21 protein-coding genes are annotated in these 26832 nt (G+C 74.8%); 11 read left to right on the forward strand and 10 right to left on the reverse strand.

Features of this window, described 5'->3' with window-relative positions:
* Together ACIP60_RS35945 and ACIP60_RS35950 are read right to left on the reverse strand one after the other, a co-directional pair.
* The gene (locus ACIP60_RS35945) at window positions 1-630 is read right to left on the reverse strand and encodes a DUF4865 family protein (RefSeq protein WP_400693095.1); all 630 of its coding nucleotides are present in this window, start codon (window positions 628-630) and stop codon (window positions 1-3) included.
* Between the two features lie 194 nt (window positions 631-824).
* On the reverse strand, window positions 825-1640 hold the full coding sequence (locus ACIP60_RS35950) for an MBL fold metallo-hydrolase (RefSeq protein WP_400693099.1): 816 nt from the start codon (window positions 1638-1640) through the stop codon (window positions 825-827).
* A 165-nt stretch (window positions 1641-1805) separates the two neighbouring features.
* Between ACIP60_RS35950 and ACIP60_RS35955 the strand changes: the two genes are divergently transcribed.
* From ACIP60_RS35955 to ACIP60_RS35970, 4 genes are all read left to right on the forward strand, one after another.
* Entirely contained in the window at window positions 1806-2492 is a 687-nt protein-coding gene (locus ACIP60_RS35955; protein WP_400693102.1) for an alpha-ketoglutarate-dependent dioxygenase AlkB family protein, read from the forward strand.
* Between the two features lie 117 nt (window positions 2493-2609).
* Window positions 2610-3473 (forward strand): acyl-CoA thioesterase, encoded by an 864-nt coding sequence (locus ACIP60_RS35960; RefSeq protein WP_400693104.1) that lies wholly within the window; start codon window positions 2610-2612, stop codon window positions 3471-3473.
* Between the two features lie 183 nt (window positions 3474-3656).
* Window positions 3657-4454, forward strand: coding sequence for a DUF1684 domain-containing protein (locus ACIP60_RS35965; protein ID WP_400693106.1), 798 nt, complete (start codon window positions 3657-3659; stop codon window positions 4452-4454).
* A gap of 174 nt (window positions 4455-4628) precedes the next feature.
* Window positions 4629-5669, forward strand: coding sequence for a LacI family DNA-binding transcriptional regulator (locus ACIP60_RS35970; RefSeq protein WP_400693108.1), 1041 nt, complete (start codon window positions 4629-4631; stop codon window positions 5667-5669).
* Between the two features lie 15 nt (window positions 5670-5684).
* Here ACIP60_RS35970 and bla read toward each other — a convergent pair whose 3' ends face one another.
* Window positions 5685-6704 carry a class A beta-lactamase gene (gene bla, locus ACIP60_RS35975; protein ID WP_400693110.1) on the reverse strand — a complete coding sequence of 340 codons (1020 nt, stop codon included), beginning with the start codon at window positions 6702-6704 and terminating at the stop codon, window positions 5685-5687.
* A 119-nt stretch (window positions 6705-6823) separates the two neighbouring features.
* Window positions 6824-7237 (reverse strand): hypothetical protein, encoded by a 414-nt coding sequence (locus ACIP60_RS35980; protein WP_400693112.1) that lies wholly within the window; start codon window positions 7235-7237, stop codon window positions 6824-6826.
* An 83-nt stretch (window positions 7238-7320) separates the two neighbouring features.
* Between ACIP60_RS35980 and ACIP60_RS35985 the strand changes: the two genes are divergently transcribed.
* Window positions 7321-9033: a RecQ family ATP-dependent DNA helicase gene (locus ACIP60_RS35985; RefSeq protein ID WP_400693115.1), complete on the forward strand. Its 1713-nt coding sequence runs from the start codon at window positions 7321-7323 to the stop codon at window positions 9031-9033.
* Window positions 9034-9083: 50 nt separating this feature from the next.
* Here the strand turns inward: ACIP60_RS35985 and ACIP60_RS35990 are convergent, their stop codons facing one another.
* Both ACIP60_RS35990 and ACIP60_RS35995 read right to left on the reverse strand, forming a co-directional pair.
* A complete protein-coding gene (locus tag ACIP60_RS35990) occupies window positions 9084-9452 on the reverse strand; it encodes a hypothetical protein (RefSeq protein ID WP_400693118.1) in 369 nt (122 codons plus the stop codon).
* A gap of 336 nt (window positions 9453-9788) precedes the next feature.
* Window positions 9789-12698 carry a glycosyl hydrolase gene (locus tag ACIP60_RS35995; RefSeq protein WP_400693121.1) on the reverse strand — a complete coding sequence of 970 codons (2910 nt, stop codon included), beginning with the start codon at window positions 12696-12698 and terminating at the stop codon, window positions 9789-9791.
* Window positions 12699-13008: 310 nt separating this feature from the next.
* Between ACIP60_RS35995 and ACIP60_RS36000 the strand changes: the two genes are divergently transcribed.
* The 5 genes from ACIP60_RS36000 (at window position 13009) to fusA (ending at window position 20383) form a co-directional block, all read left to right on the forward strand.
* A complete protein-coding gene (locus tag ACIP60_RS36000; RefSeq protein WP_400693123.1) occupies window positions 13009-14313 on the forward strand; it encodes an extracellular solute-binding protein in 1305 nt (434 codons plus the stop codon).
* Window positions 14314-14405: 92 nt separating this feature from the next.
* Entirely contained in the window at window positions 14406-15347 is a 942-nt protein-coding gene (locus tag ACIP60_RS36005) for a carbohydrate ABC transporter permease (protein ID WP_111556620.1), read from the forward strand.
* A gap of 4 nt (window positions 15348-15351) precedes the next feature.
* Entirely contained in the window at window positions 15352-16236 is an 885-nt protein-coding gene (locus ACIP60_RS36010) for a carbohydrate ABC transporter permease (RefSeq protein ID WP_400693126.1), read from the forward strand.
* A 78-nt stretch (window positions 16237-16314) separates the two neighbouring features.
* Window positions 16315-17742: a GH1 family beta-glucosidase gene (locus ACIP60_RS36015; protein WP_400693129.1), complete on the forward strand. Its 1428-nt coding sequence runs from the start codon at window positions 16315-16317 to the stop codon at window positions 17740-17742.
* Window positions 17743-18286: 544 nt separating this feature from the next.
* Entirely contained in the window at window positions 18287-20383 is a 2097-nt protein-coding gene (fusA, locus tag ACIP60_RS36020; RefSeq protein ID WP_400693132.1) for an elongation factor G, read from the forward strand.
* A gap of 103 nt (window positions 20384-20486) precedes the next feature.
* Here the strand turns inward: fusA and ACIP60_RS36025 are convergent, their stop codons facing one another.
* The 3 genes from ACIP60_RS36025 to ACIP60_RS36035 all read right to left on the reverse strand — a co-directional run bounded on the left by ACIP60_RS36025 (window position 20487) and on the right by ACIP60_RS36035 (window position 24843).
* Window positions 20487-21206: a LuxR family transcriptional regulator gene (locus ACIP60_RS36025; RefSeq protein WP_400693135.1), complete on the reverse strand. Its 720-nt coding sequence runs from the start codon at window positions 21204-21206 to the stop codon at window positions 20487-20489.
* Window positions 21207-21415: 209 nt separating this feature from the next.
* Complete coding sequence (locus tag ACIP60_RS36030; protein WP_400693137.1) at window positions 21416-23476, reverse strand: phosphocholine-specific phospholipase C; 2061 nt, start codon at window positions 23474-23476, stop codon at window positions 21416-21418.
* A gap of 272 nt (window positions 23477-23748) precedes the next feature.
* On the reverse strand, window positions 23749-24843 hold the full coding sequence (locus ACIP60_RS36035) for a LysR family transcriptional regulator (protein WP_400693140.1): 1095 nt from the start codon (window positions 24841-24843) through the stop codon (window positions 23749-23751).
* A 165-nt stretch (window positions 24844-25008) separates the two neighbouring features.
* On the opposite strand from ACIP60_RS36035, the gene ACIP60_RS36040 reads away from it, so the two are divergent.
* Window positions 25009-25707, forward strand: coding sequence for a type 1 glutamine amidotransferase domain-containing protein (locus tag ACIP60_RS36040; RefSeq protein ID WP_400693142.1), 699 nt, complete (start codon window positions 25009-25011; stop codon window positions 25705-25707).
* Window positions 25708-25790: 83 nt separating this feature from the next.
* On the opposite strand, the gene ACIP60_RS36045 is transcribed toward ACIP60_RS36040, so the two are convergent.
* Window positions 25791-26681 (reverse strand): helix-turn-helix transcriptional regulator, encoded by an 891-nt coding sequence (locus ACIP60_RS36045; protein ID WP_400693145.1) that lies wholly within the window; start codon window positions 26679-26681, stop codon window positions 25791-25793.
* Between the last annotated feature and the right edge of the window lie 151 nt (window positions 26682-26832).

Here is a 26832-nt window from a genome sequence, read left to right on the forward strand (position 1 = left end):
CTACCAGACGCGGCCCTCGGGGAAGGCGGACAGCTCCGGGGCAGACAGGTGGGGGAGCCGGAAGAGCGTCGTCGCCGGGTCGGCCGCGGGGTCGGCGGACGGGACGTCGGCGGGTTCGTCCGAGCGGAGGACGAAGCGCAGCAGCTCCCAGCCGGACGGGTCGAGGGCCAGCACGGCGGTGTGCACGCCGGGGTCGCGGGCCAGTTCGCGCAGCTGCTCCACCTCCTGCCCGACGTGCGCGGCGAGCGCCAGCGGGTCCGGGCCGGCCGGGACGGTGGTCAGCCGGCGGGTGGCGGTGCCGGGCTCGGGGGCGGCGGTGCGGGCCGGGCCGGAGAAGTGCGCGAGGACGGTCCAGTGGCGGACGGTCGGGCGCCCGAAGTCCCGGACGATGTTCTCGAAGCCCCCGCCGCCGACCAGGAACCGGGCCGCCTCCCCGTCCGAGCGCCACACGTACAGCGGCGCGTACTGGTTGACCGGCGAGCCGTCCGTCCCGCGCTCGCGGATCAGCCACGCCTTGAAGCCGAGCCCCGGCCGGTCGTCCAGCAGCGGGGCGCCGGCCTTGATCCGGCGGCGGATGACGTCGAGGTCGTAGTCGGCGGGCAGGGTGATCTCGTACTGCTTGGCGAGCACGGCGGTGTTCCTGTCGTCGGTCGAGCGGTGGTTCGGTGGCGCGGGGCGGTGCGAAGTGGTTCGGTGGTGCGGCGGTGCGAGGCGTCGGGTGTCCAATATGTCGCGGTTGCGGGGTGGGGTCGCGGGAACGCGCCCGGGGCCGGGGGTGAGCGTGGGCGGCGGTCGGTTGACGGCGCGGTGCGGGGCGGCCCGGTTCAGGCGGCGGCGCTCCGCTCCCGGGCGGTCCGGACGGCCGGGCCGACGGAGGCGGGCAGCGCGGCGGACGGGTAGCGGTGCAGCAGGGCGGCCACGACGGCGTCCGCGGCGACGGGCTTGCCGAGTTCGGTGGCGAACGCGCGCAGGTAGTCGCCGGTCCAGCCGATCGGGTCGGCGGCGGGAGCGGCGGGGTCGGGGGTGGTCAGGCGGCGGTGGCCCGGGACGGTGCGCAGCGGTTCCAGCGTCGCCATCTCGTCGAGCAGGTCGATCCACGCCTCGCGCTGCGCGGCGTCCGGGGTGTCGGCCAGCCAGGGGTGCACGTTCAGCCAGAGCAGCGGACCGCCGAGCAGCGTCCGGCTCCGGTGCTCCCACAGGTAGTGGTGCTCGGGTAGCCCCAACGACGCCCCGCGCAGCTCCAGCCGGTGGTCCTCCAGCTCGACGGCGTCGCCCTCCAGCGGCTCCAACGCGACCAGGCGGGACGGGAGTTCGTCCCCCAGTCCGGCCCACGCGGCACGCACCGCGGGGTAGTCGCGCTCGATCCGGGCGCGGACCGGATCGGGGGCGAGCATCCGCGCCTCGGGGAAGGCGTCGCGCAGCACCTCCGCCGCCAGCCAGCAGTCCGGCGCGTGGTGCGGCACCAGGACGGCGCTCAGCCGCCGCCCCGAGTCCTCGACCTCCCGGGCCAGCCGCCGCCCGTCCGAGAGCCGCAGCCCCGTACCGACCAGCACCGCCCGGTGCTGCCCGAGCACCAGCACTGCGGTCTTGTGCAGCGAGGACTCGGGAAGATCCACCACGCGGAACTCCAACGGATGCATCGCGCCACCTCCTCCGGGGGGGGGAAGCCCCCACACCAGGGTCCGACGGGACGGCGGCGGGCGCATGTGGGGCGGTGGGGCGGGGTGCCTGCGGCGGGTTGGGAGAGGTGTGCGACGGGGGCGTTCGGGGGCGGGGGTGTCGGGGGCGGGTGGGAGCATGGGGGGATGCGTGGTGGTGGGGTGTTCGCCGGGGAGCTGTTCGGGCGTGGGCGGGAGGAGCCGGCGGACGGGGTGGTGCTGGTGCCGGGGTGGTTGGGGGTGGCGGAGCAGCGGGAGCTGGTGGCGGCGTGCCGGGAGTGGGCGCGGCCGCCGGCGGGGATGCGGTCGGTGGTGCTGCCCGGGGGCGGGGCGATGTCGGTGCGGACGGTGTCGCTGGGGTGGCACTGGTACCCGTACGGCTACGCGCGGACGGTGGTGGACGGGGACGGGGCGCCGGTGAAGCCGTTCCCGGAGGTGCTGGGCGGGCTGGCCCGGCGGGCGGTGGCGCAGGCGTACGGGGAGCGGGTCGGGGAGGTGGCGGGGGCGGCGGGCTTCGCGCCGGACATCGCGGTGGTGAACCACTACCCGCACGGGGCGCGGATGGGACTGCACCAGGACCGGGAGGAGCGGGTGAACGCGCCGGTGGTGTCGCTGTCGCTGGGGGACGAGTGCGTGTTCCGGCTGGGGAACACCGAGACCAGGACCAGGCCGTGGACGGACCTGCGGCTGTGCGGCGGCGACCTGCTGGTGTTCGGCGGGGAGAGCCGTTTCGCGTACCACGGGGTGGTGCGGACGCTGCCGGGCACGGCCGACCCGGAGCTGGGCCTGACGGGGCGGCTGAACATCACGGTGCGGCAGTCCGGCCTGGCGTGACGGGGGTGACCGCGCCGGGAGGCGGGAATTCCCGGTGGGCGCGGAGACTTGTGCTGGACGGACGAGGCGTTCGGCGGCACACCCCTGCCCACCGGGCGTCCGGAGAGGGAGCGATACATGGGAAACCCCGTCGACCAGCTCGTCGACCTGCTGGACCTGGAGCGGATCGAGCTGAACATCTTCCGCGGCCGCAGCCCGGAGGAGTCGCTGCAACGGACCTTCGGCGGGCAGGTGGCCGGGCAGGCGCTGGTCGCGGCGGGCCGGACGGTGGACGAGGACCGGCCGGTGCACTCGCTGCACGCGTACTTCCTGCGCCCCGGCATCCCCGGCGTGCCGATCGTCTACCAGGTCGACCGGATCCGGGACGGGCGCTCGTTCACCACCCGGCGGGTGCTCGGCATCCAGGGCGGGCGGTCGATCTTCGCGCTCACCGCGGACTTCCACAAGCCCGAGCCCGGCGGCATCGAGCACCAGTTCCCGATGCCGGACGTCCCCGCGCCGGAGACGCTGCCGAGCGCGCTGGACGAGGTCGGCGCCCGGCTCGGCGAGCTGCCGCCGTTCATCAGCCGCCGCCAGCCCTTCGACATCCGGTACGTGGACCGGCTGAAGTGGACGCGCGAGGAGCTGAAGGGCGTGGAGGCCCGCAGCGGCGTGTGGCTGCGCACCAACGGCGCGCTGCCGGACGACCCGCTGATCCACGTCTGCGCGCTCACCTACGCCAGCGACATGACGCTGCTGGACGCCGTCCGCGCCCCGGTCGAACCGCTGTGGGGCGAACGGAACTTCGACATGGCCTCGCTGGACCACGCGATGTGGTTCCACCGCCCGTTCCGGGCCGACGACTGGCTGCTGTACCGGCAGGAGTCGCCGATCGCGCACGGCGCGCGCGGACTGGCCCGCGGCGACATCTACGACCGCGAGGGGCGGCTGGTGGTCTCGGTGATGCAGGAGGGGCTGTTCCGCCCGCTGACCCGGACCTGACCGCGCCCGGCCCGGGCGGGAACCGACGCCCACCGGGAGCGACCTCGGAAGTGACCTGAGGACGAAGCGACTTGAGGACGAAGCGACTTGAGAATGAAGCGACCTGAGAACGAAGTGACCTGAGGAACGAACCGACCCGAGAACGAAGTGGCCTGAGAACAGAGCGACTTGGGAGGCAGTCCGATGACCGACACCGCAGCCGAAGCCTGGCAGCGCTGGACGGAGGCCCGGAGCGCCGCGGCCGGCGCGCCGCACGGCCCGCTGGCCCTGACCGGCACTCACTGGTTGGAGCCCGTACCCGCGGAGGTCCCCGGCCTGCCCGGCCGCTGGTGGGCCGAGGGCGGCGCGGTCTGCGCCGAGCTGCGCGCCGGGGACGGCGTCCGGGTCGAGGGCGAGGAACGCGAGTCGACCGGCCGGGTCGCGCTGCGGCCGGACACCGACCGGCACCCGCAGACCGCCGTCCTGGACGAGCTGCGGCTGGTCCCGATCGAGCGGGAGGGCGAACTCGCCCTGCGGGTCTTCGACCCCGCCGCCCCCGCCCGGGCCGGGTTCGCCGGCATCGCGGTCTACCCGTACGCCCCCGACTGGGCGGTGCCCGCCGTGTTCACGCCGTTCGAGGACGGCGCGCAGGCCCTGCTGGTGGAGAACGCGGACGGCCGGGCCCGGCCGCTCACCGTCACCGGGCGGGTCGCGTTCACGCTGGCCGGGCGGCCGCACACGCTGACCGTCAGCGGCTCCGAGGGCGCGGGCGGGCGGCTCAGCGGGGTGATCGCGGACCGGACCAGCGGGCGGGAGACGTACCGGTTCCGGTTCGTCTCGCTGCCCGCGCCGGACGCGCAGGGGCGCACCGTGCTGGACTTCAACCGGGCGTTCCTGCCGCCGTGCGCGTTCGCCGACCACTTCATCTGCCCGTTCCCGCCGCCCGGCAACCGGCTGGCCGTCGCCGTCGAGGCGGGCGAGCGGCAGGTGGTCACGGTCTGAGGCGGGACGGCCGCCCGGCCGGTCGGACGGCCGCTCCGGGCCCCGCCCCGGTTTCTGAGAGCGCTCTCGGGCCGGGGTGGCGGGCGCTAGGCTGCTCGCAGCAAGAACGCGATCACGTGCGTGCGGAGGTCCGCGAGGGTGGCGGACGTGGCGGACGCTGGAGAGGAGCCCACGGTGGCGGAAGCCGACACGGGAGCGGGCGGGCGCCCCACCCTGGAATCGGTGGCCGAGCGGGCCGGCGTGTCCCGGGCCACCGCCTCCCGGGTGGTCAACGGCGGCGCGGGGGTGCGCGCCGCGCTGCGCGAGAAGGTCGAACGGGCGGTCGCCGAACTCGGCTACGTCCCCAACCTGGCCGCCCGCACCCTGGTCACCCGGCGCAACCGGGCGATTGGCGTGGTCGTCGCCGAACCCGAGGCCCGGTTCTTCTCCGACCCGTTCTTCGCCCAGCACCTGCGCGGCATCAGCCGCGAACTGGCCGCCGCCGACAACCAGATGGTGCTGCTGCTCGCCGAGGACGAACGGGACCACGAGCGGATCGGCCGCTACCTGGCCGGCGGCCACGTCGACGGCGTCCTGCTGTTCTCCCTGCACCGCACCGACCCCACCCCGGTGACCGCCCAGCGCCTCGGCCTGCCCTTCGTGATCGGCGGACGCCCCGGCTGGCCCGGCGCCGAGTCCGACCGGGACCTGGTCTACGTCGACAACGACAACCGCGGCGGCGCCCGGCTCGCCGTCCAGCACCTGCGCTCCATCGGGCGGCGGCGGATCGCCACCATCACCGGCCCGCTCGACCAGACCTCCTCCATCGACCGCCTCGACGGCTACCGCGACCTGTTCCCCGACGGCGACGAGGAGCTGATCGCGGTCGGCGACTTCACCGCGGACGGCGGCATCCGGGCGATGACCGAACTCCTCGCCCGGCGGCCGGACCTGGACGCGGTCTTCGCGGCCTCCGACGCGATGGCCTCCGGTGCGATCCGGGTCCTGCGGGCGGCCGGGCGGCGCGTCCCGGAGGACGTCGCGGTGGTCGGCTTCGACGACGTCGAGTCGATCGCGGCCTGGACCGAGCCGACGCTCACCACCGTCCGCCAGGAGATCGAGGAGATGGGGCGGCTGATGACCCGGCTGCTGCTGCGGCGGCTCAACGACCCGGCCTCGTCGGCGCCGACGTCGGTGATCATCCCGACCGCGCTGGTGGTGCGGGGGTCGGCCTGAGGCAGGGCGGGGGCGTCAGGGGGTGAGGGCGGTGGCGAGCAGGGCGGCCGTCCTGGCGATCAGCGGCTCGTCCGGGGCGGCGTCCGGGCTGGTGGGCTTGGTGGTGAGGACGGTCAGGACGATCGGGGCGCGGTGCGGGGGCCGGGCGAGGCCGGCGTCGTTGGCGGTGCCGTAGGAGCCGGTGCCGGTCTTGTCGGCCAGTGCCCAGGCGGCCGGGAGGCCGGCCCGCAGGCGGTTCGCGCCGGTGGTGTTGGCCCCCAGCCAGGTGGTGAGGCGGGCGCGGTGGGCCGGGGCGAGGGTGTCGCCCAGGGTGAGGCGGGCGTAGCTGCGGGCCAGGGCGCGGGGGCTGGTGGTGTCGGTGCCGCGGCCGGGTTCGGCGGAGTTGAGGGCGGGCTCCCAGCGGTCCAGGCGGGTGACGCGGTCGCCGATCGAGCGGCAGAACCGGGTGACTGCGGTCGGGCCGCCGAGCCGGCGCAGCAGCAGGTTGGCGGCCGTGTTGTCGCTGAACTCGATGGCGGCGGCGCAGAGTTCGGCGACGGTCAGGACGCGGGTGCGGCCGGTGACCGGGGCGTGGCCGGAGTCGGCGACGTCCTGGTCGGTGTAGTGCACGCGGGCGGAGAGGTCGTCACCGGCGTGCAGCAGGGCGGCGACGGCGAGCGGCTTGAACGTCGAGCAGAGCGGGAACAGCTCGTCCGCGCGGTGGCGGACCGTCGCGCCGCTGCCGGTGTCGTGGGCGAACACGCCGAGCCTGGCACCGTGTTCGCGTTCCAGGGCGGCCAGCGCGTCGCCGAGGTCGGGGCCGGTGGCGGTGGCGGTGGCGGTGGCGGTGGCGGTGGCGGTGCCGGTGCCGGTGGTGGCCGGGCCGGTGGCGTTGCCGGGGCCGGTGGCGGCGGCCGGGGCCGTCGTGGGCAGGGCGAGGGCCAGGGCGGCTGCGGCGGAGCCGCCGAGCAGGAGGCGGCGGCCGGGGAGCTGCCGATCGGGGGAAGGCGGGTCGGGGAGGCGGCGGCGGTCGGGGTGGCCGGGGCGCGGTTCCATCCGGGCGTCCTCTCGTCGGGGTGCTCTTCCGGCCAGCCTCCCCCGGGTCGGGGCGCGGGTCGGGGCGGCGCGCGAGGATGCGTGCGGGGCGTGCCCGAAGTCCACACGCCGGTGCCACATCAGCGGCCGTCCGCCCCGCCCCCGTCCGCCCCGCCCCCGTCTGCGCCCCCGCCCCCGCCCTCGTCCGCCCCGTCCGCGTCCTCCAGCGCCCGCAGGCTCCGCTCCCAGCGGCGCCGGCGCTCCGGGAGGGACTGCTCCCACCAGGGGGTGCCCCGTTCGCCCAGGCCGACCTTGGCGAGCTGGACCCGGGCCCGGGCGGCCCGTTCCGCGTCCCGGTCCGCGCCGGTGCGGGCGAGGGCCCGGCGGGCCGCCATCAGGTGGTGCGTCAGCCGGGACTCGGCCTCGGCCGGGAGCTCCGGGTCGGTCGCCCGCCAGCGCCGGCCGCGGATCACGACGAAGTGCCCGTCGGGGGTGTGTTCGACCTGCTCGTCCGCCGCCATCCCGTCATGGTCGCGCACCCGGTGGCCGATCACGCGTCACCTCGCCCTTCCGGGGTATCCGCACGCCGTTCCCGGGCGGCCCAGCGTGCCGCCCGGAACCCGACACGAGGAGAAGCATGGCCACTTCGGCGGCGCGGCGGCTGCGGCAGAGCGCGCGTGAGGTCTTCGGCTGGGAGCGGTTGCGACCGGAGCAGCTGCTGGCGATGGAGGCGGTGATGGAGCGCCGCGACACCCTGGTGGTGATGCCCACCGGAGCCGGGAAGTCGGCGGTGTACCAGGTGCCCGGCCTGCTGATCCCGGGCCCGACCGTGGTGGTCTCCCCGCTGATCGCCCTCCAGCGTGACCAGGTGCAGGCCCTGCTGCGCCGGGAGGGGACGGACGCCGCGGCGGTCAACTCGACGCAGAGCGGCCGGGAGAACGCGGCGGTGTGGGACCGGATCAGCGAGGGCGACGTCGACTTCCTCTTCCTGGCCCCGGAACAGCTGGCCAAGGACGAGGTGGTCGAGCAGCTCGCCGCCGCGAAGCCGGCGCTGTTCGTCGTCGACGAGGCCCAGTGCGTCTCCTCCTGGGGGCACGACTTCCGGCCCGACTACCTGCGGCTCGGCCAGGTCGTCGACCGGATCGGCCGGCCGCCGGTGCTGGCCCTGACGGCGAGCGCCGCCGCGCCGGTGCGGGCCGACATCGTCGCCCAACTGGGCATGCGGGACGTGCGCGAGGTGGTCACCGGCTTCGACCGGCCCAACATCCACCTGGAGGTGCTGCCGTTCCGGGACGCGGCGGCGAAGCGGCGCGCCGTGGTCGAGCGGGCCGCCGGCGAGCCCAAGCCGGGCCTGGTGTACGCGGCCACCCGGCGGGAGGCGGAGGAGTACGCGGCGGAGCTCGGCCGGCTGGGCTTCGACGCGGCGGCCTACCACGCGGGGCTGCCCGCGGCGGCCCGCGGTGACGTCCACGACCGTTTCCTGAGCGGCGAGTTGGACGTGGTGGTGGCGACGTCCGCGTTCGGGATGGGCATCGACAAGCCGGACGTGCGCTTCGTGCTGCACGCCTCCGTCCCCGGCTCGCTGGACGCCTACTACCAGGAGATCGGCCGGGCCGGCCGGGACGGGGAGCCCGCCCGGGCGATCCTCGCCTACCGGCCGCAGGACCTCGGCCTGCAGCGGTTCTTCGCGGCGGGCCGCCCCGACCCGGACACCGTCACGCAGGTGGCGGGCGCGCTGGCCGAGCACGACGGGCCGGTCCGCCCCAGCGAGCTGCGGGCCGGGACCGGGCTGACGGCGAGCCGGCTGACCGCCGTCGTCAACCTGCTGGAGCAGGTCGGCGCGGTGGCCACGGACGGGGGCGGCGACCTGCTGCCGACCGGTGCCGCCGATCCGGCGGAGGCCGCCCGGCAGGCGGTGGAACTCGCGGACGCACACCAGCAGTTGGAGCGCTCCCGGGTGGACATGATGCGCGGCTACGCGGAGACCGGCGGCTGCCGGCGGCGCTTCCTGCTCGGCTACTTCGGCCAGCCCCAGGAGGCGGCCGGGGAGGGCGGCTGCGGCTCCTGCGACCGCTGCGAGGCGGCCGCGCTCGCCGAGCGGGGTCCGGCGGGCGGCCCGGCCGTGCTGGCCGGCACCGGCGGCCTGATCCCCGGCCCCGCGGCCCCGGCCGACCCGGAGGGGGAGCCGCACCCGTTCGGGCCGGGGGCGCTGGTCCGGCACCCGCAGTGGGGCGAGGGCTCGGTGATGAGCGAGGAGGAGCGCCACCTGACGGTGCTCTTCGAGTCCGTCGGCTACCGCACCCTGTCGCTGGACGTGGTGCGGGAGAACGGCCTGCTCACCGTCTGCTGACCGGCCCGCCGCCGGGCCCGGGTGCGGGTGCGGGTGCGGGACGGCGGGGGTCAGCCGGTGACGCGGTAGCTGAGGGCCGGGTACGGGAAGTCGGCCCAGTGCAGGCTGCCGAGGCCGTAGGCCAGGTCGCCGGGCTCGCCGGGCCGGCCGGGGGTGCAGCCGGGGTTGAAGTAGACCGTGAGGGCGGCGGCGGTGAAGTCGACGGCGGAGCGCGCGGCGGCCGGGAGGTCGTGGCAGCCGGTGTCGGTGGGGTCGACGGCGAACCGCGCGCCCGTCAGGCCGCTGCCGGTGGCGAAGTAGGCGACGGCGGCGTGCGGGAGTTCGACGGCGGCCGCGGGCTGGGCGAGGACGGCGCCGAGCAGCAGGGCCGCTCCGGTGGCGGCGGCCGCGGTGAGGCGCTTCGGGCGGAGGACGGCCATGCTGGTCTCCTTGCGAGGGCAGGCGGGACCGGCGCGGGCGGTGGTGCGTCCCGCGGCGCGCGATCATGTCAGTTACATGTTCAACAATCTCCGGTGATCTGCCAAGACCCCGGTGAGAACCGGTTCGGGGTGGGGGAGCGGCCCTCCGGGGACGGGCGGGCGGGGCGAGGGCCGTTCCGCGATCGGGACCGCGCCGGACCGGGGCGGGGCGGGCGGCGCTCGCCGGTCGGGCCCGCGGCCGGTCGGGGGCGGGGCCGGCCGGAGACGGGGCCTCCCGGGGCCGGGGCGGACCTGTCGGGCTCCGCTCCGGCCCCGGGAGGCGTCGGGGCGGACCGGTCAGTCGAAGGGGAGGCGCAGCACGGAGGCGCTGCCCTGGGACTGGGTGGCGCCGGTGCGCAGTTGGGCGGGGGCGTTGCCGAGGGCGGGCCAGACCTCGACCTTGACGGTGCCGTTGCTCAGGTTGGCGAGCGGGGCGCCGGTGGTGGCCTGGACGCCCGCGGTGGCGCCGTAGCGCTCCCAGCCGGGGACGGGGTCGGTGGCGAAGTACCGGTAGGTCTCGGTCCGGTCGACGGTGCCGTTGCCGTCGAAGTCGTAGGAGACGCGGGCCTGTTGGGCGAGCGCGACGGAGGAGCCGGCGTCGACGTACAGGTCGAAGTCGGTGCTGCCGCCGGGGCGCAGGGTGCCGGTGAGGTGGGTGAGGGTGTACGTCAGCGGCTGGTAGGGCGTGCCGTCGTGGTTGGCGCCGCCGCCGGAGGCGATGGTGCCGGCGGTCGCGCCGGTGCCGTAGGCGGTGGTGAGGGTGCCGTTCGGCTGGAGGTACAGCGTGCCCGGGCGGGTCTGCGGGCCGCTGGGGGACGTCGACGGGGACGGCGAGGACGAGGGCGACGGCGAGGACGAGGGCGACGGGGACGGACTGGCCGACGGGGAGGGGGAGTTGGTGGCGCCGCCGGTGCCGCCGTCGGGCTTGGTGCCGCGTTCGGAGGCGGTGGAGCGGGCCGGGACGGTCAGGGTGTAGCCGTCGGAGAATCGGACGGTGCGGGCGGCGGTGGTGTAGTTGTGCGCCACGTGGGTGCGGGTGGTGCCGTTGACGAAGACCGCGGCGGTGGGGGTGTCGGCGGTGGTGGCCGGGTCCAAGGTGCCGAGCGCGGCCAGGTCGTAGATCCAGTGGTAGGTGTGGGCCCTGGACTCGCCCTCCTCCGGGGTGTAGCCGGCCTTCCCGGCGTCCCAGTCGGCCTTCGCGGCGGCCGGGTCGGTGAGTGCCTCGGCCTCCCAGAGCAGGTCGCGCCAGTCGGTGAAGGCGCCGCCGTTGCCGGCCTTCAGCTCGGCCAGGTTGGCGGCCAGGTCGTCCTTGCGGCGCGCCAGGTAGAGCGAACCGGAGGTGACGGGGAGGAAGTTGATGCCGTGGATCATGCCGGGCGCGGCCGTCCACCAGGTGGAGTAGGCGGCGCCGGAGCCCCAGACCATGCCGACGGTGGAGTGCTGGAAGCCGGCCGGGAAGACCTGGTGGTCGGCGTCGAACCAGTACTGCTGCACGGCGTTGGCCTCGGTGGTGTACAGGTAGACGCCGAGGTCGCGCAGCGCGGTGTCGCCGGTGGCGGCGCCGAACAGCAGCAGGCCGGCGCTGAAGTTCAGCGACTCGGAGGAGGACTCCTCGTTGTTGCCGGCCGCGAACCCGGCGTGGCCGGACGCCCAGCCGTGGCCCTCGTACGGGTCGAAGTTGCGCAGCCAGGGGAAGCGGGCGTCGGCGCGGTCGGTGTTGGCGGCGTCCTTGGCCAGCAGCTTGACCATGCCGCCCCACTGCGCGTCGGCGGCCCAGGCGCTGTCGTAGCGGGCGACGGTGGCGGCGGCCTGCACGAAGTAGCCGTAGTGGAAGTGGTGGTCGTTGAGTTCGGCGTCGGTGCCGTAGGAGGCCGGGTAGCCGATCAGGGTCTTCCAGGTGGAGTCGTAGGCGAAGCCGGGCGAGCCGGTGCCGGCGAACCAGGTCTGGAGCTTGCCCTTGATCAGGCCGAGCAGCTTGTCGCGGGCCGCGGTGTCGCCCAACTGGTCGGCGATCGGCACCAGTTGGGCGAGCTGTCCGAGCACCTTGCCGACCCAGTAGGTGTCGGTGGCACCGTTGAACGGGTCGCTCGCGTCGGAGACCTGGTGCAGGTAGCCGTCCAGCGCGGCGCGGTCGTAGGAGCCGACGTCGGGCAGCGAGGGCAGCACGCCGGTGACGCTCTGCACGGTGGAGAAGGACGAGCCCTGGCGGACCTTCATGGGGCCGCGCGGGGAGGTGTACGTCAGCGGGGTGAGCGCGTCCGGGGTGGCCTGCCACTGCTGCGGGTAGAGCGCGAGCAGGGTGCCGGTGCCGGAGCCCTCCTGGGCGGCGGTGGTGGCGGTGAAGGTGGTGGTGAGCCTGCCCGCGGCCTGGTCGTAGCTCCAGCCGACCTTGGTGTCGGTGACGAAGTTGTACGCGTAGCTGCGGAACTGCGCGAGGTCGGCGGTGGAGGGCAGCAGCGCGACCGAGTAGTAGTCTTTGCTGCCGAGGTTCGCCGTCAGGGTGGTGCCGTTGACGCTCCAGCTGCTGCCGGTGGGCGCGAACAGGCCGTAGTGGTGGCCGCCGACGGTGATGCCGAGCACGCTGCCCTGGTTGCTGAAGACGGTGGGCGCCGAGGCGGTGGTGACCTGCGCGGCGCCGCCGGTGGCGTGCGCGTACACGTAGGGCAGGCCGTGGCCGACGGTGGCGCTGAAGGTGTGCGCGCCGTCCGCCCAGTACGGGGTGACCGTCCAGTCCGACCAGCCGTCGACCTTGGTGTCGGGGGAGTTCAGCCCGGCCACGCCCAGGGTGAGGTCCCGGGTGTGGGTGTAGTCGTACTGGCGGCCGTCGGAGGTGACGGTCGGCGTGGTCGGGTAGCCGACCTCCAGGCCCGCGGCCTGCGCCTTGAAGGTCATCGGGTGGGCGTACAGGTTCTCCGAGTACGGGTTGCCCGCGTAGCGCTGGTAGATCAGCGAGGACCACCAGTCGTTGGTGGGGGCGGCCTGTCCGGCCATCCGCGCGGTGACCTTGGGGGTGACGGGCGCGCCGTCGGAGTTGCTCGGGCCGACGGTGCCGGCCGGGCGGGCGTCGGAGTAGCCGCCGAGGCCGACCCGGACGGTGGTGGCGGCGGAGGCGCTGCCGGCGCCCAGGGCCGCCGCGAGGGTGGCCGCCGCGGCCAGGGCCAGCGTGGTCAGGGCGGCCGTGGGGCCGCGCAGGGAGCGGAGCTTCATGATGGTGTCCACCTTGAGTGGGGGCGGGCGGTTCAGTATGAGAGCGCTCTCAGCCAGCGGACCGTAAAGGCGGCACTGAAGGGGTGTCAACCTGCGTGACACAGACTGTTGCGTTCAGAATCCGAAAGCGCCGGTCGGGGCCGCTCGGAGATTACGTTCAGGTTTCGGGGTCTTGACGAGCGAACTTCCGTCCCGGCAGTCTCTCGGCATCGGTTGAGAGCGCTCTCAGAAAGTTGGGCGCCTTCCGATCGGCACCAGCTTCCTCTTTTCGCACTCCACCCACGCTCCCGCCCCGCCTGGAGGCACTCGCATGGCTACCCCGAGAGTCCGCCGCTCCACCGCTGCCCTGGGCAGCACCGTCCTCGCCACCGCCCTGCTGCTCACCGCGTGCAGCTCCGGCGGCTCCGGGTCCAAGGACGCCGCCGACGGCAAGGTGACCATCACGGTGGACCTGTTCGGCACCTTCGGGTTCAAGGAGGCCGGCCTGTACGACGAGTACACGAAGCTCCACCCGAACGTCACCATCAAGCAGACCGACACCCAGGACGAGGGCCAGTACTGGCAGGCGCTGCAGACCAAGCTCGCGGGCGGCGGCGGCCTCGCCGACATCCAGGGCCTGGAGGTCGGCCGGGTGGCCAGCGTGGTGCAGAAGCAGGCCGACAAGTTCACCGACCTCAAGACGCTCGGCATCGGCGACGTCAACGACGGCCTGGTGGAGTGGAAGGGCGCCGCGATCAAGACCGCGGACGGCAAGGTCCTCGGCGCGGGCACCGACGTCGGCCCGGAGGCGATCTGCTACCGCACCGACCTGTTCCAGGCCGCCGGACTGCCCACCGACCGCACCGAGCTGGCCGCCAAGTGGTCCACCTGGCAGGGCTACCTCGACCTCGGCAAGCAGTACGCCGCCAAGGCCGAGGCGGGCAACGCCTGGACCGACAGCGCCGCGGGCATGTTCACCGCCGAGGTCGGCCAGCAGAAGGTCCGCTACTCCGACGAGTCCGGCAAGCCCGTCTACGACAGCAGCCCGGCCGTGAAGACCGCCTGGAACGACGCCACCGCGCTGGTCGCCGACGGCCTGTCCGCCAAGCTCGCCCAGTGGACGCCCGAGTGGAACAAGGCGTTCACCACCGGCAAGTTCGCCACCCTCTCCTGCCCCGCCTGGATGATCGGCTACATCAAGGGCCAGGCCGGCGACGCGGGCTCCGGCAAGTGGGACATCGCCCCCGGCCCCGGCAAGACCGGCAACTGGGGCGGCTCCTACCTGACCGTCCCGCGCACCGCCAAGCACCCCAAGGAGGCGGCCGAGCTGATCAAGTGGCTGACCGCCAAGGAGCAGCAGGCCACCCTCTTCACCAAGCAGGGCTCCTTCCCGTCCTCGACCGGCGCCCAGGACGCCATCAAGGACGTCACCGACCCGTACTTCAACAACGCCCCGATCGGCCAGATCTTCAGCGAGTCGGCCAAGGCGATGCCCGCCCAGGTGCTCGGCACCGACGACGGCGTGATCGGCAAGGCGTTCACCGACGCCCTCGGCGAGGTCGAGCGGACCGGCACCGCGCCGGACACCGCCTGGAAGCACGCCCTGGACAACGTCAAGAAGGCCAACGGCAACTGACGGACCGTCACCCCCGGTAGCCAACCCCGCCGCCCCGCCCCGCCGCTCCCGCCAGCGGCGGGCCGGGCGGCCCCCGTCGAAGGACCCCGCCCATGGCCCTCAGCTCCACCACCCGGCTGCCCGCCGCGCAGCCCGCCGCGCCCGCGAGGCGGATCGGCCGCAGACTCGCCCCGTACGGCTTCCTGGCCCCGTTCTTCGGGTTGTTCGCCGCGTTCGGCCTGTTCCCGCTGCTGTACACCGCCTACGTCTCGCTGCACCGGGTCGAGCTCCAGACCTCGGACCGGATGGACTGGCTCGGCTTCCAGAACTACACCCGGCTGCTGTCCGACCCGTTCTTCTGGAACGCGCTGCGCAACACCTTCACCATCGGCGTGCTCTCCACCGTGCCGCAGCTGCTGATGGCCCTGGGCCTGGCCCACCTGCTCAACTACCGGCTCCGCGGCCGCACCTTCTTCCGGGTCGCGATGCTGATGCCGTACGCCACCTCGGTGGCCGCCGCCACCCTGGTGTTCGCCCAACTCTTCGGCCGCGACTACGGGTTGATCAACTGGGTGCTGAGCAGCGTCGGCCTCCACCCGGTCGACTGGCAGGCGGACACCTGGGCCTCCCAGTTCGGCGTCTCGGCCATCGTCACCTGGCGCTGGACCGGCTACAACGCGCTGATCTACCTGGCCGGCATGCAGTCCATCCCCGGCGAGCTGTACGAGTCCGCGGCCGTCGACGGCGCCTCGCGCTGGCAGCAGTTCCGGCACGTCACGATCCCCGGGCTGCGCCCCACCATCGTCTTCACCGTGGTCGTCTCCACCATCGGCGCGACCCAGCTGTTCGGCGAACCGCTGCTGTACGAGGGCAACTCCGGCGGCGGCATCTCGCACCAGTACCAGACCCTCGGCCTGTACCTGTACGAGCAGGGCTGGACGTTCTTCCACCTCGGCCGGGCCGCCGCCGTCGCCTGGGTGATGTTCCTGCTGATCGTGCTGCTCGCCCTGCTCAACGCGGCGATCGCCGCCCGCCGCAACCGCACGGACCGGTGACCCGATGACCCACGTACTCGACCAGCCCGCCGCCCCCGCCCCGGCGCGCCCGCTCGTCCGCAAGTCGCGCTCGCCGCTCAAGGGCGGACCGCTCGCCTACGCGGTGCTGATCGGCGCCACCCTGCTCGCGGTGTTCCCGTTCTACTGGACGCTGGTCGCCGCCAGCCGCTCCAACTCCGAACTCAGCTCCACCACACCCGCGTTGACACCCGGGCCGAACCTGTTCCACAACATCGGCGAGGCGCTCCAGCAGGCCGAGATCGGCAAGGCGCTGCTCAACTCGCTGATCGTCTCCGGCGTGGTCACCGCCGGCGTGGTGCTCTCCTCCACGCTCGCCGGGTTCGCCTTCGCCAAGCTGCGCTTCCGCGGCCGGGGCGCGCTGCTCGCGCTGACCGTCGGCACCATGATGATCCCGCCGCAGCTCGGCGTGATCCCGCTGTTCATGGTGATCGTCAAGCTCGACCTGCAGAACAAGCTGCCCTCGGTGATCCTGCCCTCGCTGGTCTCCGCGTTCGGGGTGTTCTTCATGCGCCAGTACCTGGTGCAGGCCCTGCCGGACGAACTGGTCGAGGCCGGCCGGATGGACGGCGCCTCGCTGCTGCGGATCTTCCGCTCCATCGTGCTGCCGGTCGCCCGCCCCGGCATGGCCGTGCTCGGCATGCTCACCTTCATGGCCACCTGGAACGACTTCTTCTGGCCGATCGTCGCACTCAGCTCCCAGAACCCCACCGTGCAGGTCGCGTTGAAGTCGCTCGGCCAGGGCTACGTCCCCGACCAGTCCGTGGTGATGGCCGGCACCCTGATCGGCACCCTGCCCGTCCTGGTGGTGTTCGCCCTGCTCGGCCGGCAGATCGTCGGCGGCATCATGCAGGGCGCCGTCAAGGGCTGACCCCGCCCGGCGCCCGATGAGCCGACACACCCTCAACTTGTTTGGATGGAACGCGACATGACCGTCGAGACTCTTCCCATGACCACTGCCTCCCCCGCCCCCGCGCCCGCCCGATTCCCGGCCGGATTCGTCTGGGGCGCCGCCACCGCCGCATACCAGATCGAGGGCGCCGCCGACCAGGACGGCCGCACCCCGTCGATCTGGGACACCTTCGCCCGCCGCCCGGGCGCCGTCCGCAACGGCGACACCGGCGACATCGCCGCCGACCACTACCACCGCTACCGCGACGACGTCGCCCTGATGTCCGAACTCGGCCTGGGCGCCTACCGGTTCTCGCTCGCCTGGCCACGCGTGCAGCCCGGCGGCCGGGGCCCCGCCAACGAGGCCGGACTCGACTTCTACGACCGCCTGGTCGACGAACTCCTCACCGCCGGCATCACCCCCGTCGCCACCCTCTACCACTGGGACCTGCCCCAGGAACTGGAGGACGAGGGCGGCTGGGCCCACCGCGAGACCGCCCACCGGTTCGCCGAGTACGCGGGCATCGCCGCGCGCCGCCTCGGCGACCGCATCCCCACCTGGACCACCCTCAACGAGCCCTGGTGCAGCGCCTTCCTCGGCTACGGCAACGGCGTCCACGCCCCCGGCCGCACCGACCACACCGCCGCCCTCACCGCCCACCACCACCTGCTGCTCGCCCACGGCCTCGGCACCGCCGCGCTGCGCGCCGAACTCCCCGCCACCGCGCAGGTCTCGCTCACCCTCAACCTGGCCGCCGTCCGCCCGCTCTCCACCGACCCCGCCGACCTCGACGCCGCCCGCCGGATCGACGGCCTCGCCAACCGGATCTTCCTCGACCCGGTCTTCCGCGGCAGCTACCCCGAGGACGTCCTCGCCGACACCGCGCACGTCACCGACTGGTCCTTCGTCCGCGACGGCGACCTCGCCGAGATCTCCCGCCCGATCGATTCGCTGGGCATCAACTACTACACGCCCACCGTCGTGGCCGCCGAGGACCCCGCCGAGACCGCCGCGGACGCCCCGCGCGGCGACGGCCACCAGGGCGGCAGCCCCTGGCCCGCCGACCGGGGCATCCGCTTCCTGCCCGCCCCCGGCACCCGCACCGCCATGGACTGGCCGGTCGACGCCGACGGCCTGTACGAACTCCTCACCCGGCTGCGCGACGACCTGCCCGGCGTCCCGCTGCTGGTCACCGAGAACGGCGCCGCCTACGAGGACTACAGCGACCCCAGCGGCGCCGTCCACGACCCCGAGCGGATCGACTACCTGCACGCCCACCTCGCCGCCGTCCACCGCGCGATCGCCGACGGCGCGCCCGTCCGGGGCTACTTCCTCTGGTCGCTGCTCGACAACTACGAATGGGCGTACGGCTACAGCAAGCGCTTCGGCATCGTGCACGTCGACTTCGCCAGCCAGCGGCGCACGCCCAAGGACAGCGCGTACTGGTACGCCCGGGTGATCCGGGACGGCGCCCTGCCGGAGTGAGCGCGGGCGCGCCGCCGGGCTGGGTCGGGCCGGGGCGGTCCGGGGCGGTCCGGGGCGGTCTGCGCGTGCCGGGCTGGGTCGGGCCGGGTCGGGCTGGTCTGGGCCGGGCTGGTCGGGCCGGGTCGCTGGAGGAGGCGGCCCGGCCCGGCGCGCGGCGTGCGCGCCCGGAAACGCGGTGGCGGCCGGGGGCGGGGCGCGCCTAGGCTCTGCTCGCCGGACGACGCCCGGGCCGATCGGCCGACGGGCGTACCGTGACGTCGAGAGGGAGGGGCAGGCCGTGCGTGGCACCGCTGCTGTCGTTCCCCCGTCGCGGTTCGAGGTGATCCTGGTGTCCTCGGCGGGCCGGTGCCCGCTGCGCGGCCGGCACCGGTAGGAACCGCGAGCCCTCGTCCGATCCCTTCCGCCGCTCCGTCCCGCCCGTTCCGCCCGTTCCGCCCGTCCCGGGGGGCGGGCGCTCCGCGGGGGCCGGCGGTCGTGGACGTCCCTCGTGGTGCCGTGAATCGCGCTGCCGATTCCAGGAGCGAACCCCGAAGGGCCACCGGCCATGCGCACCGACCTCACCACCTCCACCTCCACCTCCACCTCCGCGGCTGCCGCCGTCGCCGCCGTCGCCGCGGTCCGCAACCTCGGCATCCTCGCCCACGTGGACGCCGGGAAGACCACCGTCACCGAGCGGGTCCTGTTCCTGACCGGGGCGGTCCACAAGCGCGGCGAGGTGCACGAGGGCACCACCGTCACCGACTTCGACCCGCAGGAGCGCGACCGCGGCATCACCATCTTCGCCGCCGCCGTCAGCTGCCGGTGGGACGGCCACCTGCTCAACCTGATCGACACCCCCGGCCACGTCGACTTCGCGGACGAGGTCGAGCGCTCGCTGCGCGTGCTGGACGGCGCGGTGGCGGTGTTCGACGCGGTCGCGGGCGTCGAGCCGCAGAGCGAGTCGGTGTGGCGGCAGGCGGACCGGCACGGCGTGCCGCGGATCGCGTTCGTCAACAAGATGGACCGGCCCGGCGCCGACCTGGACGCCGCCGTCGCCTCGATCCGGGAGAAGCTCCACCCGGCGCCGCTGGCCGTGCAGTTGCCGATCGGCCGGGAGGGCGCCTTCACCGGCGTGGTCGACCTGGTCGGGATGCGCGCACTGACCTGGCCGGACGGCGCCGCACCCGGCGAAGGCTGCCAAGTCGGCGACGTACCCGAGGAGTTTGCGCAGGAGGCGGGACGGCGGCGGCAGGCCCTCGCGGAGGCGGTGGCCGAACTGCACCCGGCGGCGCTGGAGGAGTACTGCGCCACCGGCACCCTCACTCCCGGCGCGCTCACCGACGCGCTGCGCCGGCTCACCGGCAGCGGACAGGCGGTGGTGGTGCTGTGCGGCGCCGCGTACCGCGACCGAGGGGTCGAACCGCTGCTGGACGCGGTGACCGCGTACCTGCCGTCGCCGCTGGACGTCCCACCGGTGCGCGGGGAGTTCGACGGCGCACCGCAGGAACGCGCCGCCGATCCCGAACAGCCCTTCTCCGCACTGGTGTTCAAGGTCACCGCGAGCACCACCGGACGGCTCGTCGGCCTGCGGATCTACTCCGGCACGCTCCGGAAGGGGGACACCGTGCTCGACGCGCGCACCGGACGCACCGAGCGGATCGGCCGGATCCTGCGGGTGCAGGCCGACCGGCACACCGAGACCGACACCGCGACGGCCGGCGACATCGTCGCCGTGGTCGGGCCGAAGGGCGCCCGGGCCGGCGCCACGCTGTGTGACCCGCGGGCCCCGCTGGTGCTCGAACCGGCCGTCGCCGCCGACCCGGTGGTGACCGTCGCGGTCGAGGCCCGCCGCTCGGCGGACACCGACCGGCTGGCCGCCGCGCTGGCCCGGCTCACCGAGGAGGACCCGTCCCTGGTGGCCGGCACCGATCCGGAGGGCGGGCGGCGGACGCTGTCCGGCCTGGGCGAACTGCACCTGGAGGTCGCGGTGGAGAAGCTGCGCCGCGCCGGGCTGGAGGTCGCCGTCGGCCGGCCGCGGGTCGCGTACCGGGAGACCCTCGCCGCGGCGGTCACCGGCCTCGTCCTGCGGCACGTCAAACAGGACGGCGGCTCCGGGCAGTTCGCGCACATCGTGGTCGACGTCGCCCCGCTCGGCGAACCCGGCGCGGACGGCTTCGAGTTCCGCTCCACCGTCACCGGCGGCCGGGTGCCGCCGGAGTTCGTGCAGGCCGTCGAGGCGGGCTGCCGGGACGCCCTCGCGGACGGCCCGCTCGGCCACCCGGTCACCGGGGTCCGGGTCACCCTCACCGACGGGGCGACCCACGTCAAGGACTCCTCCGACCTGGCGTTCCGCACCGCCGGACGGCTCGCCCTGCGCGAGGCGCTGCGGCGCGGCGGCCCGCTGCTGCTGGAGCCCGTCGCGGAGGTCACCGCGACGGTGCCGCCGGAGAGCGTCGGCGGCGTCCTCGGCGACCTGTCCGCCCGTCGCGGCCGGGTGCACGGCTCCGCGCCGCGCGGCGGCGGCGCGGTGCTGACGGCGACCGTCCCGCTGGCCGAACTCTTCGGCTACGCGGGCGCGTTGCGCGGACGCACGCAGGGCCGGGGCACCTTCACCACCCGGCCGGCCGGGTACGCCCCGGCACCGCGGGCGCAGCAGCGGTAGCGGTCGCGCCCCGCCCTGTCCCGCCCTGTCCCGTCCCGTCCCGCCACTGCGGTGGGGCGGGGTGGTGGGGCGAGACAGAGGGGCGGTGCCCGTTTCGCCGGTCTCAGCGCAGCCAGCCGCGTTCGGCGGCGCGGGCCCCGGCCTGGAAGCGGCTGCGGGCACCGAGCACCTCCAACGCCTCGGCGGCCAGCCGCCGGACGGTCCGCTCGGAGACGCCGAGCTTCCGGGCCGCCACCATGTCGGTGTCACCCCGCTGGAGGATCCGCAGCAGCGTGTAGTGCTGCGCGGTCAGGCCGTTGCGGTCGCGGCCCCGGGGGTGGCACAGCGGCGCGGCGCCGTGCCACAGCCCGTCGAACAGCACGCCCAGCGCGGCGACCGGCCCGGGCCCGTGCAGCACGGCGGCGGTGTCCGCCCGTCCCGGATCGAGCGGCAGCACCGCGGTCTCCCGGTCCAGCACCACCATCCGCAGCGGCAGCGCGGACACCGTCCGCACCTGCCCGCCGAGCCCGACCAGCCGCCGCGCGTACGCCACGGCGGACGGATCGCCGCGCACCGCGTCCACCACCAGCACGCGCAACTCGACTCCCCGGCCCAGCAGTTCCTCGTCCCAGCGCTGCTCCGCCACCCCGGTCGGCCGCCCGCTGCCCGGACGGAACGCCAGCACCTGGGAGACGGCCCCCGCGCCGAGTTCGGCCAGCCGGCCGCGGACGGCGCCCGCTCCGACCAGCTCCTCGGCCAGCTCCCCGGCCCGTTCCTCGGCCCGTTCTCCGGCCCGTTCTCCGGCTTGGGTCGGCCGGCCGGCCGCCTCGACCGCGGCGGACATCTCAGGACGCGCCGGGGGTGCGACGGGCGCGTCCGGGACGGGCCACCGTGTGCATCGCGCTCCTCCGCTCCTCCGTCCGCCGACCGTTCGGGGTAGGTCTAGACCACTAGGGCGTCCGGTGTCAAAGGTCGCGGGCTGCGGCCGGTGGCTCCGGCCGCAGCCGACGGCGCAGGGTTCGGACACCGTCCGATCCGGGCCGTGCGTGCCGGTCAGTAGGTGAGCAGGCCGGGGTCGGAGAGGGACGGGGCGCCGGTCTCGACGTGGCCGGCGAGGCGGCGGACGAAGTCGGTGGTGAGGTTGGAGGTGATGGTGACGTCGTACCAGCGGCGGCAGGCGGAGAGGTCGAGGGTGAGGGTGGCGGTGGCGCCGCGGCGGACGGTGACGGTCCGCGGGGAGCCGGCGTAGGCGTTGGTGACGGTGAGGACGGCGTCGGCGCCGGCGGGGTTGGTGAAGGTCAGGGCGAGGTTGCCGGTGGCGGCGTCGTGGCGGGCGGTGACCTCGGGTCCGGCGGTCTTGCCGGGGTTGCGGAAGCGGCGCAGGAAGCCGTTCGGGCCGAACACGGTCAGGTCGGTGACGCCGCCGGAGTACGCGGTGTTCCAGGCGTCCGAGATCGACTTGCCGGCCTCGGTGGTGTACGTCCACGGGCCGTCGGTGCGGTTCGCCGAGGTGATCAGGAACTGGGCGCCGGCGGCCGGGCCGCCGCTGAACGCGAGGGCGTACTTGCCGGTCGAGATGTCGGCCGAACCGTCCACGTACGGCGCGTACTTGAGCGGGCGGGTCGGCTTGGACCCGGCCTCCTGCCTGGGCATGGTGCCGGTCGCGGGCGGGGTGGGCACGTAGTCGGGGTGCCGGTTGTGGTCGGCGGGCAGGTAGGCGGCGGTGGACGGCAGCGCGGGCCGGGCGGCGGTGCTCGCGGTGAAGTCGAAGGCGGAGGTCAGGTCGCCGCAGACGGCGCGCCGCCAGGGGGAGATGTGCGGCTCGGTGACGCCGAAGCGCTTCTCGATGAAGCGGATGACCGAGGTGTGGTCGAAGGTCTCCGAGCAGGTGTAGCCGCCGGTGCTCCACGGCGAGACCACCAGCATCGGCACCCGCTGCCCGAGGCCGTACGGGCCGGCCGGGTAACTCGCGTTCCCCGCGAACCAGTCGGCGCCGGTGGCGACCGTGGAGAGCCCCTGGTCGGCCGAGGCGGGCGGGAACGGCGGCACCACGTGGTCGAAGAAGCCGTCGTTCTCGTCGTAGGTGATGAACAGCGCGGTGCGGGCCCACACGTCCGGGTTCGAGGTGAGCGCGTCCAGCACCTGCGAGACGTACCAGGCGCCGTAGTTCGCGGGCCAGTTGGGGTGCTCGGTGTACGCCTCGGGCGCGACGATCCAGGAGACCTGCGGCAGCGTCCCGGCCCCGACGTCGTGGCGCAGCCGGTCGAACAGGCCGTCGCCGGCCTTGGTGTTCGTCCCGGTGCGGGCCTTCTCGTACAGCGCGTCGCCTGGCTTGGCGTTGCGGTAACTGTTGAAGTAGAGCAGCGAGTTGTCGCCGTAGGTGCCGCGGTGGGCGTCGTTGATCCAGCCCCAGGAGCCGGCCGCGTCCAGGCCGTCGCCGATGTCCTGGTAGATCCGCCAGGAGACGCCGGCCGCCTCCAGCCGCTCCGGGTAGGTGGTCCAGGAGTAGCCCGCCTCCTGGTTGCCCAGCACCGGACCGCCGCCGGTCCCGTCGTTGCCGGTGTAGCCCGTCCACAGGTAGTAGCGGTTCGGGTCGGTGGAGCCGATGAACGAGCAGTGGTACGCGTCGCACAGCGTGAACGCGTCGGCGAGCGCGTAGTGGAACGGGATGTCCTGCCGGGTCAGGTACGCCATGGTGGTGGCGGTCTTCGCGGGCACCCACTGGTCGTACTTGCCGCCGTTGAACGCCTTGTGGCCGCCCGCCCAGTCGTGGTTGAGGTCCTGGACGAACTGCATCCCGAGGTCGTTCACCTGCGGCCGGAACGGCAGGATCTCCTTCTTCGCGCTGTTCGTCTGGTACCAGACCGGCTTCCCGCTCGGCAAGGTCACCGGCCGCGGGTCGCCGAAGCCGCGCACGCCCTTCATCGCGCCGAAGTAGTGGTCGAAGGACCGGTTCTCCTGCATCAGCACCACGATGTGCTGCACGTCCTGGATGGTGCCCGTGCTGCCCTGCGGGGCGATCGCGGCGGCCCGCGCGATGCTGGGCGCCAGCGCCGGCAACGCCAGGCTCGCGCCGGCCAGTTGGAGGAAACGACGCCGATTCGGTTCAGTCATGGGGGACACGACCTCTGCGGGTGAGGGGCGGGTGGAGGGCGCCCGTCACGGTAGCGCGCCCGGGGTACTGCCCGCAGTACCGCCTGTGACCGGTCGGCGTACGTCCGGCGAACGCCTTCAGTTGTTCGGACAAGTGCACGCGGTTCGGTCCCAAGTTGTGCAGACAAGGTCAATCCACCGGCGGGGGAGGCGCGTTGGCGGTGGGAGACCGCTGGACCGGTCCGGTGCGGCCTCGGACCGGTCCGGTGCGGCCCCGGGCCGGTCCGGCCTTGTCACCAGTGGCGGGCGGCGGCCAGCAGGCGCTCCCGGACGGCGGCCAGGTGCGGGTTCGCGGCGGCCTCCGGACGGTGCACCAGGTACACGGTGTTGATCGGCGGGTCGGCCGGCCGGAGCAGCGGGACGAGCGCGCCGGACGCCAGCGCGTCCCGGCACAGGTACTCGGGCAGCACGCTCCACCCCGCCCCGGCCGCCACCGCGGCCCGCACCGCCCGCAGGTCGGGCACCGTGACGGCGGCCAGGGCGTGCAGTCGGCGGCCGAAGACGTGCCGCCAGTAGCGGCGGACGATCGGCAGGTCCTCGGCGTAGCTGACCAGCGGCAGCCGGGGGAGCGCGTCGGCGAGGTCGGTGGGGTCGGTGGGGCCCGCGAGGTCGGTGGGGTCCGCGAGGTCCGCCGGGCCGGCCGGGTCCTTTGCGCGCGCTCGGTGCGCCGGGTGCGCGAGGGCCCGGTGGGCCGCCCAGCCGGGGGCGGCGACCAGGACGAACTCCTCGTCGGCGAGCGGTACGGCGGTCAGCGCCCGGCCGGTCGGGCGGCGGGTGGAGACCACCACGTCGTGCCGCCCGGAACGGAGTTCGGCCAGCAGCGGGTCGGTCAGCCCGGTGGACACCCGCAGCCGCACCCCGTCCGCGACCAGCGGGGCGAGCGCGGGCAGCAGCAGCGCGCCGAGCAGTTCCGCCGGACCGGCCAGGTGCACCGGCTCCGCCGACGGCCGCCGCTCCGCCGCACCGGCCAGCCGGTCCAGCGGCTCGGCGACCCGGGCGGCCAGCTCGTCCGCCGCGGGCAGTGCCGCCGCGCCGCGGGCCCGCCGCTCGAACAGCTCCCGGCCGTGACGCCGCTCCAGCGCGCGGACCTGCGCGGTCACCGTCGACTGCGACAGGCCCAGCCGGCGGGCGGCGGCGGTGAACGAACCCAGGCGGTACACCGCGAGGAAGGTGCGCAACTGGTTGAGGTCCGGCGGCCCGGCATTGGCCGTGGCCGTGGCCGTGGCGGTGGCGGTGGCGGTGGTGTTGGCGGTGGTGTGCGGCGCGGGTCCGGCGGCGGCACGTGACCGGGGCCCGGCACCGGCGGCGCGCGGCAGGTGGTCGTCCATCGGGTGAGCGTACTGCCGGGCGGTGGCCGACGACGGCCGACGGCGGCCGACCGAGCCATCGGAGAACCGATGGCTGCCATCGGCGCGCTCATTGGATACCGATCGCCCGGCCGGTCTACGGTCGGAGCACAACCGCGAAGCAGCCCCCCCTCGGAGGAACGCGACATGTCGAAGATCCTGTTCGTGATGACCGGCGCCGACCACTGGACCCTCAACGACGGCACCGAACACCCCACCGGCTACTGGGCCGAGGAGGCCGCCACCCCCTACCGCGCCCTGCGCGAGGCCGGCCACGAGATCACCGTCGCCACCCCCGGCGGCGCCGTCCCGCCCGTCGACCGGGCCAGCCTCGGGCCCGACGCCAACGGCGGCGCCGAGCAGGCCCGCGAACTCGCCGACACCCTGGCCGCGATGACCGAACTCGACCACCCGCTGGCCATCGCCGACGTCGACCTCGACGACTACGATGCCGTCTTCTACCCCGGCGGCCACGGCCCGATGGAGGACCTCGCCCGGGACGCCGACTCCGGCCGCCTGCTCGTCCGGGCCCTCGCCTCCGGCAAGCCCCTCGCCGTGGTCTGCCACGGCCCCGCCGCGCTGCTCGCCGCCACCGACCCGGCCACCGGCCGCAACGCCTTCGCCGGCCGCCGGGTCGCCGCCTTCACCGACGCCGAGGAGACCCTGGCCGGCCTCGCCGACCGCGCCCCCTGGCTCCTCCAGACCCGCCTCACCGAGGCCGGCCTCACCGTCGACCCCGCCGCCCCCTGGACCCCGCACGTCGTCGTCGACGGCAACCTGATCACCGGCCAGAACCCGTCCTCCTCGGCCCCGCTGGCGGAGGAACTCCTGAAGCGGCTGGGCTGAGCGGCCGGGCCCGGGCCCGGGTGGGTGTGGCGGGCCCGGGCCGTCCGGGCGGTTCAGGCGGCGGCGTGTTCGAGCGGTGCTGCTCAGGCGGCCGTGATCGGGCGGACGGTGGTGCCCGCGGCGTTGGTGGCGGCGGTGCGGGTGGTGTGGGTGGTGACGAGGTGGCGGAGGGCGCGGTCGGTGGCGGGGTCGGCGGGGGTGAGGGTGAAGAGGCGGTGGTGGCCGGTGGTGAGGATGTCGTAGTGGAGGCGGAGGTCGCCGACTTCGGCGTGGCGGACGCGTTTGGTGCCGGCGGCGCGGTCGAGGACGGTGTGGTCGTCCCACCAGAGGGTGAACTCGGCGCTGTGGAAGCGTAGTTCGGCGAGGAGGGCGGCGAGGCGGGGGTCGTCGGGGTGGCGGGCGGTGGCGGTGCGGAGGTGGCCGACTGTCTCGCGGGCGACCCGGCCCCAGTCGAGCTGGGTGGCGCGGGTGGCCGGATCGAGGAAGAGCATGCGGGCGGTGTTGTCGGTCGCTCCGGTGCCGAACGCGGGGCCGAACAGGGCCCGGGCGGCCGCGTTGTGGGCCAGTACGTCGAGCCGGTGGTCGGTCACATAGGCGGGGAACAGCGGTATCCCGTCCAGGAGTTGGCGCAGCGAGTCGCGGACGGGTTCCTGCGGGGCGCGGGGCGCGGGCAGGACGGGGGTCTCCCGGCGGGCGATCAGGTGCAGGTGGCGGTGCTCGTCCGGGGTGAGGCGCAGGGCCTCGGCGAGGGCGTCCAGGACGGCGCCGCCCGGGGTGCCGACCCGGCCCTGCTCCAGGCGGACGTACCACTCGACGCTGACGGCGGCGAGTTGGGCGACCTCCTGGCGGCGCAGCCCCGGGGTGCGGCGGCGCGGCCCGCGCGGCAGGCCGACGTCCTCGGGTTGCCGGCGGGCGCGCTTGGCCCGGAGGAAGGCGGCCAGTTCGGCCTGCGGGGACGGGGCGTGCTCGGTCATGCCCCCGATCATCGGCGCGGGCCGGGCGGGCCGTCCAGTGCCGAGGCTGGTACGCCGGATGCCACCATCCGGCGGGCCTCCTCGAGATCCGTCCGGCGGGGGAGGGTTGGGGCATCCGAAGCCAGATCCGACGATCGACGGGGAGCCTCGC

This window comes from Kitasatospora sp. NPDC088783, assembly GCF_044750705.1.
Taxonomy (GTDB): Bacteria; Actinomycetota; Actinomycetes; order Streptomycetales; family Streptomycetaceae; genus Kitasatospora; species Kitasatospora fiedleri.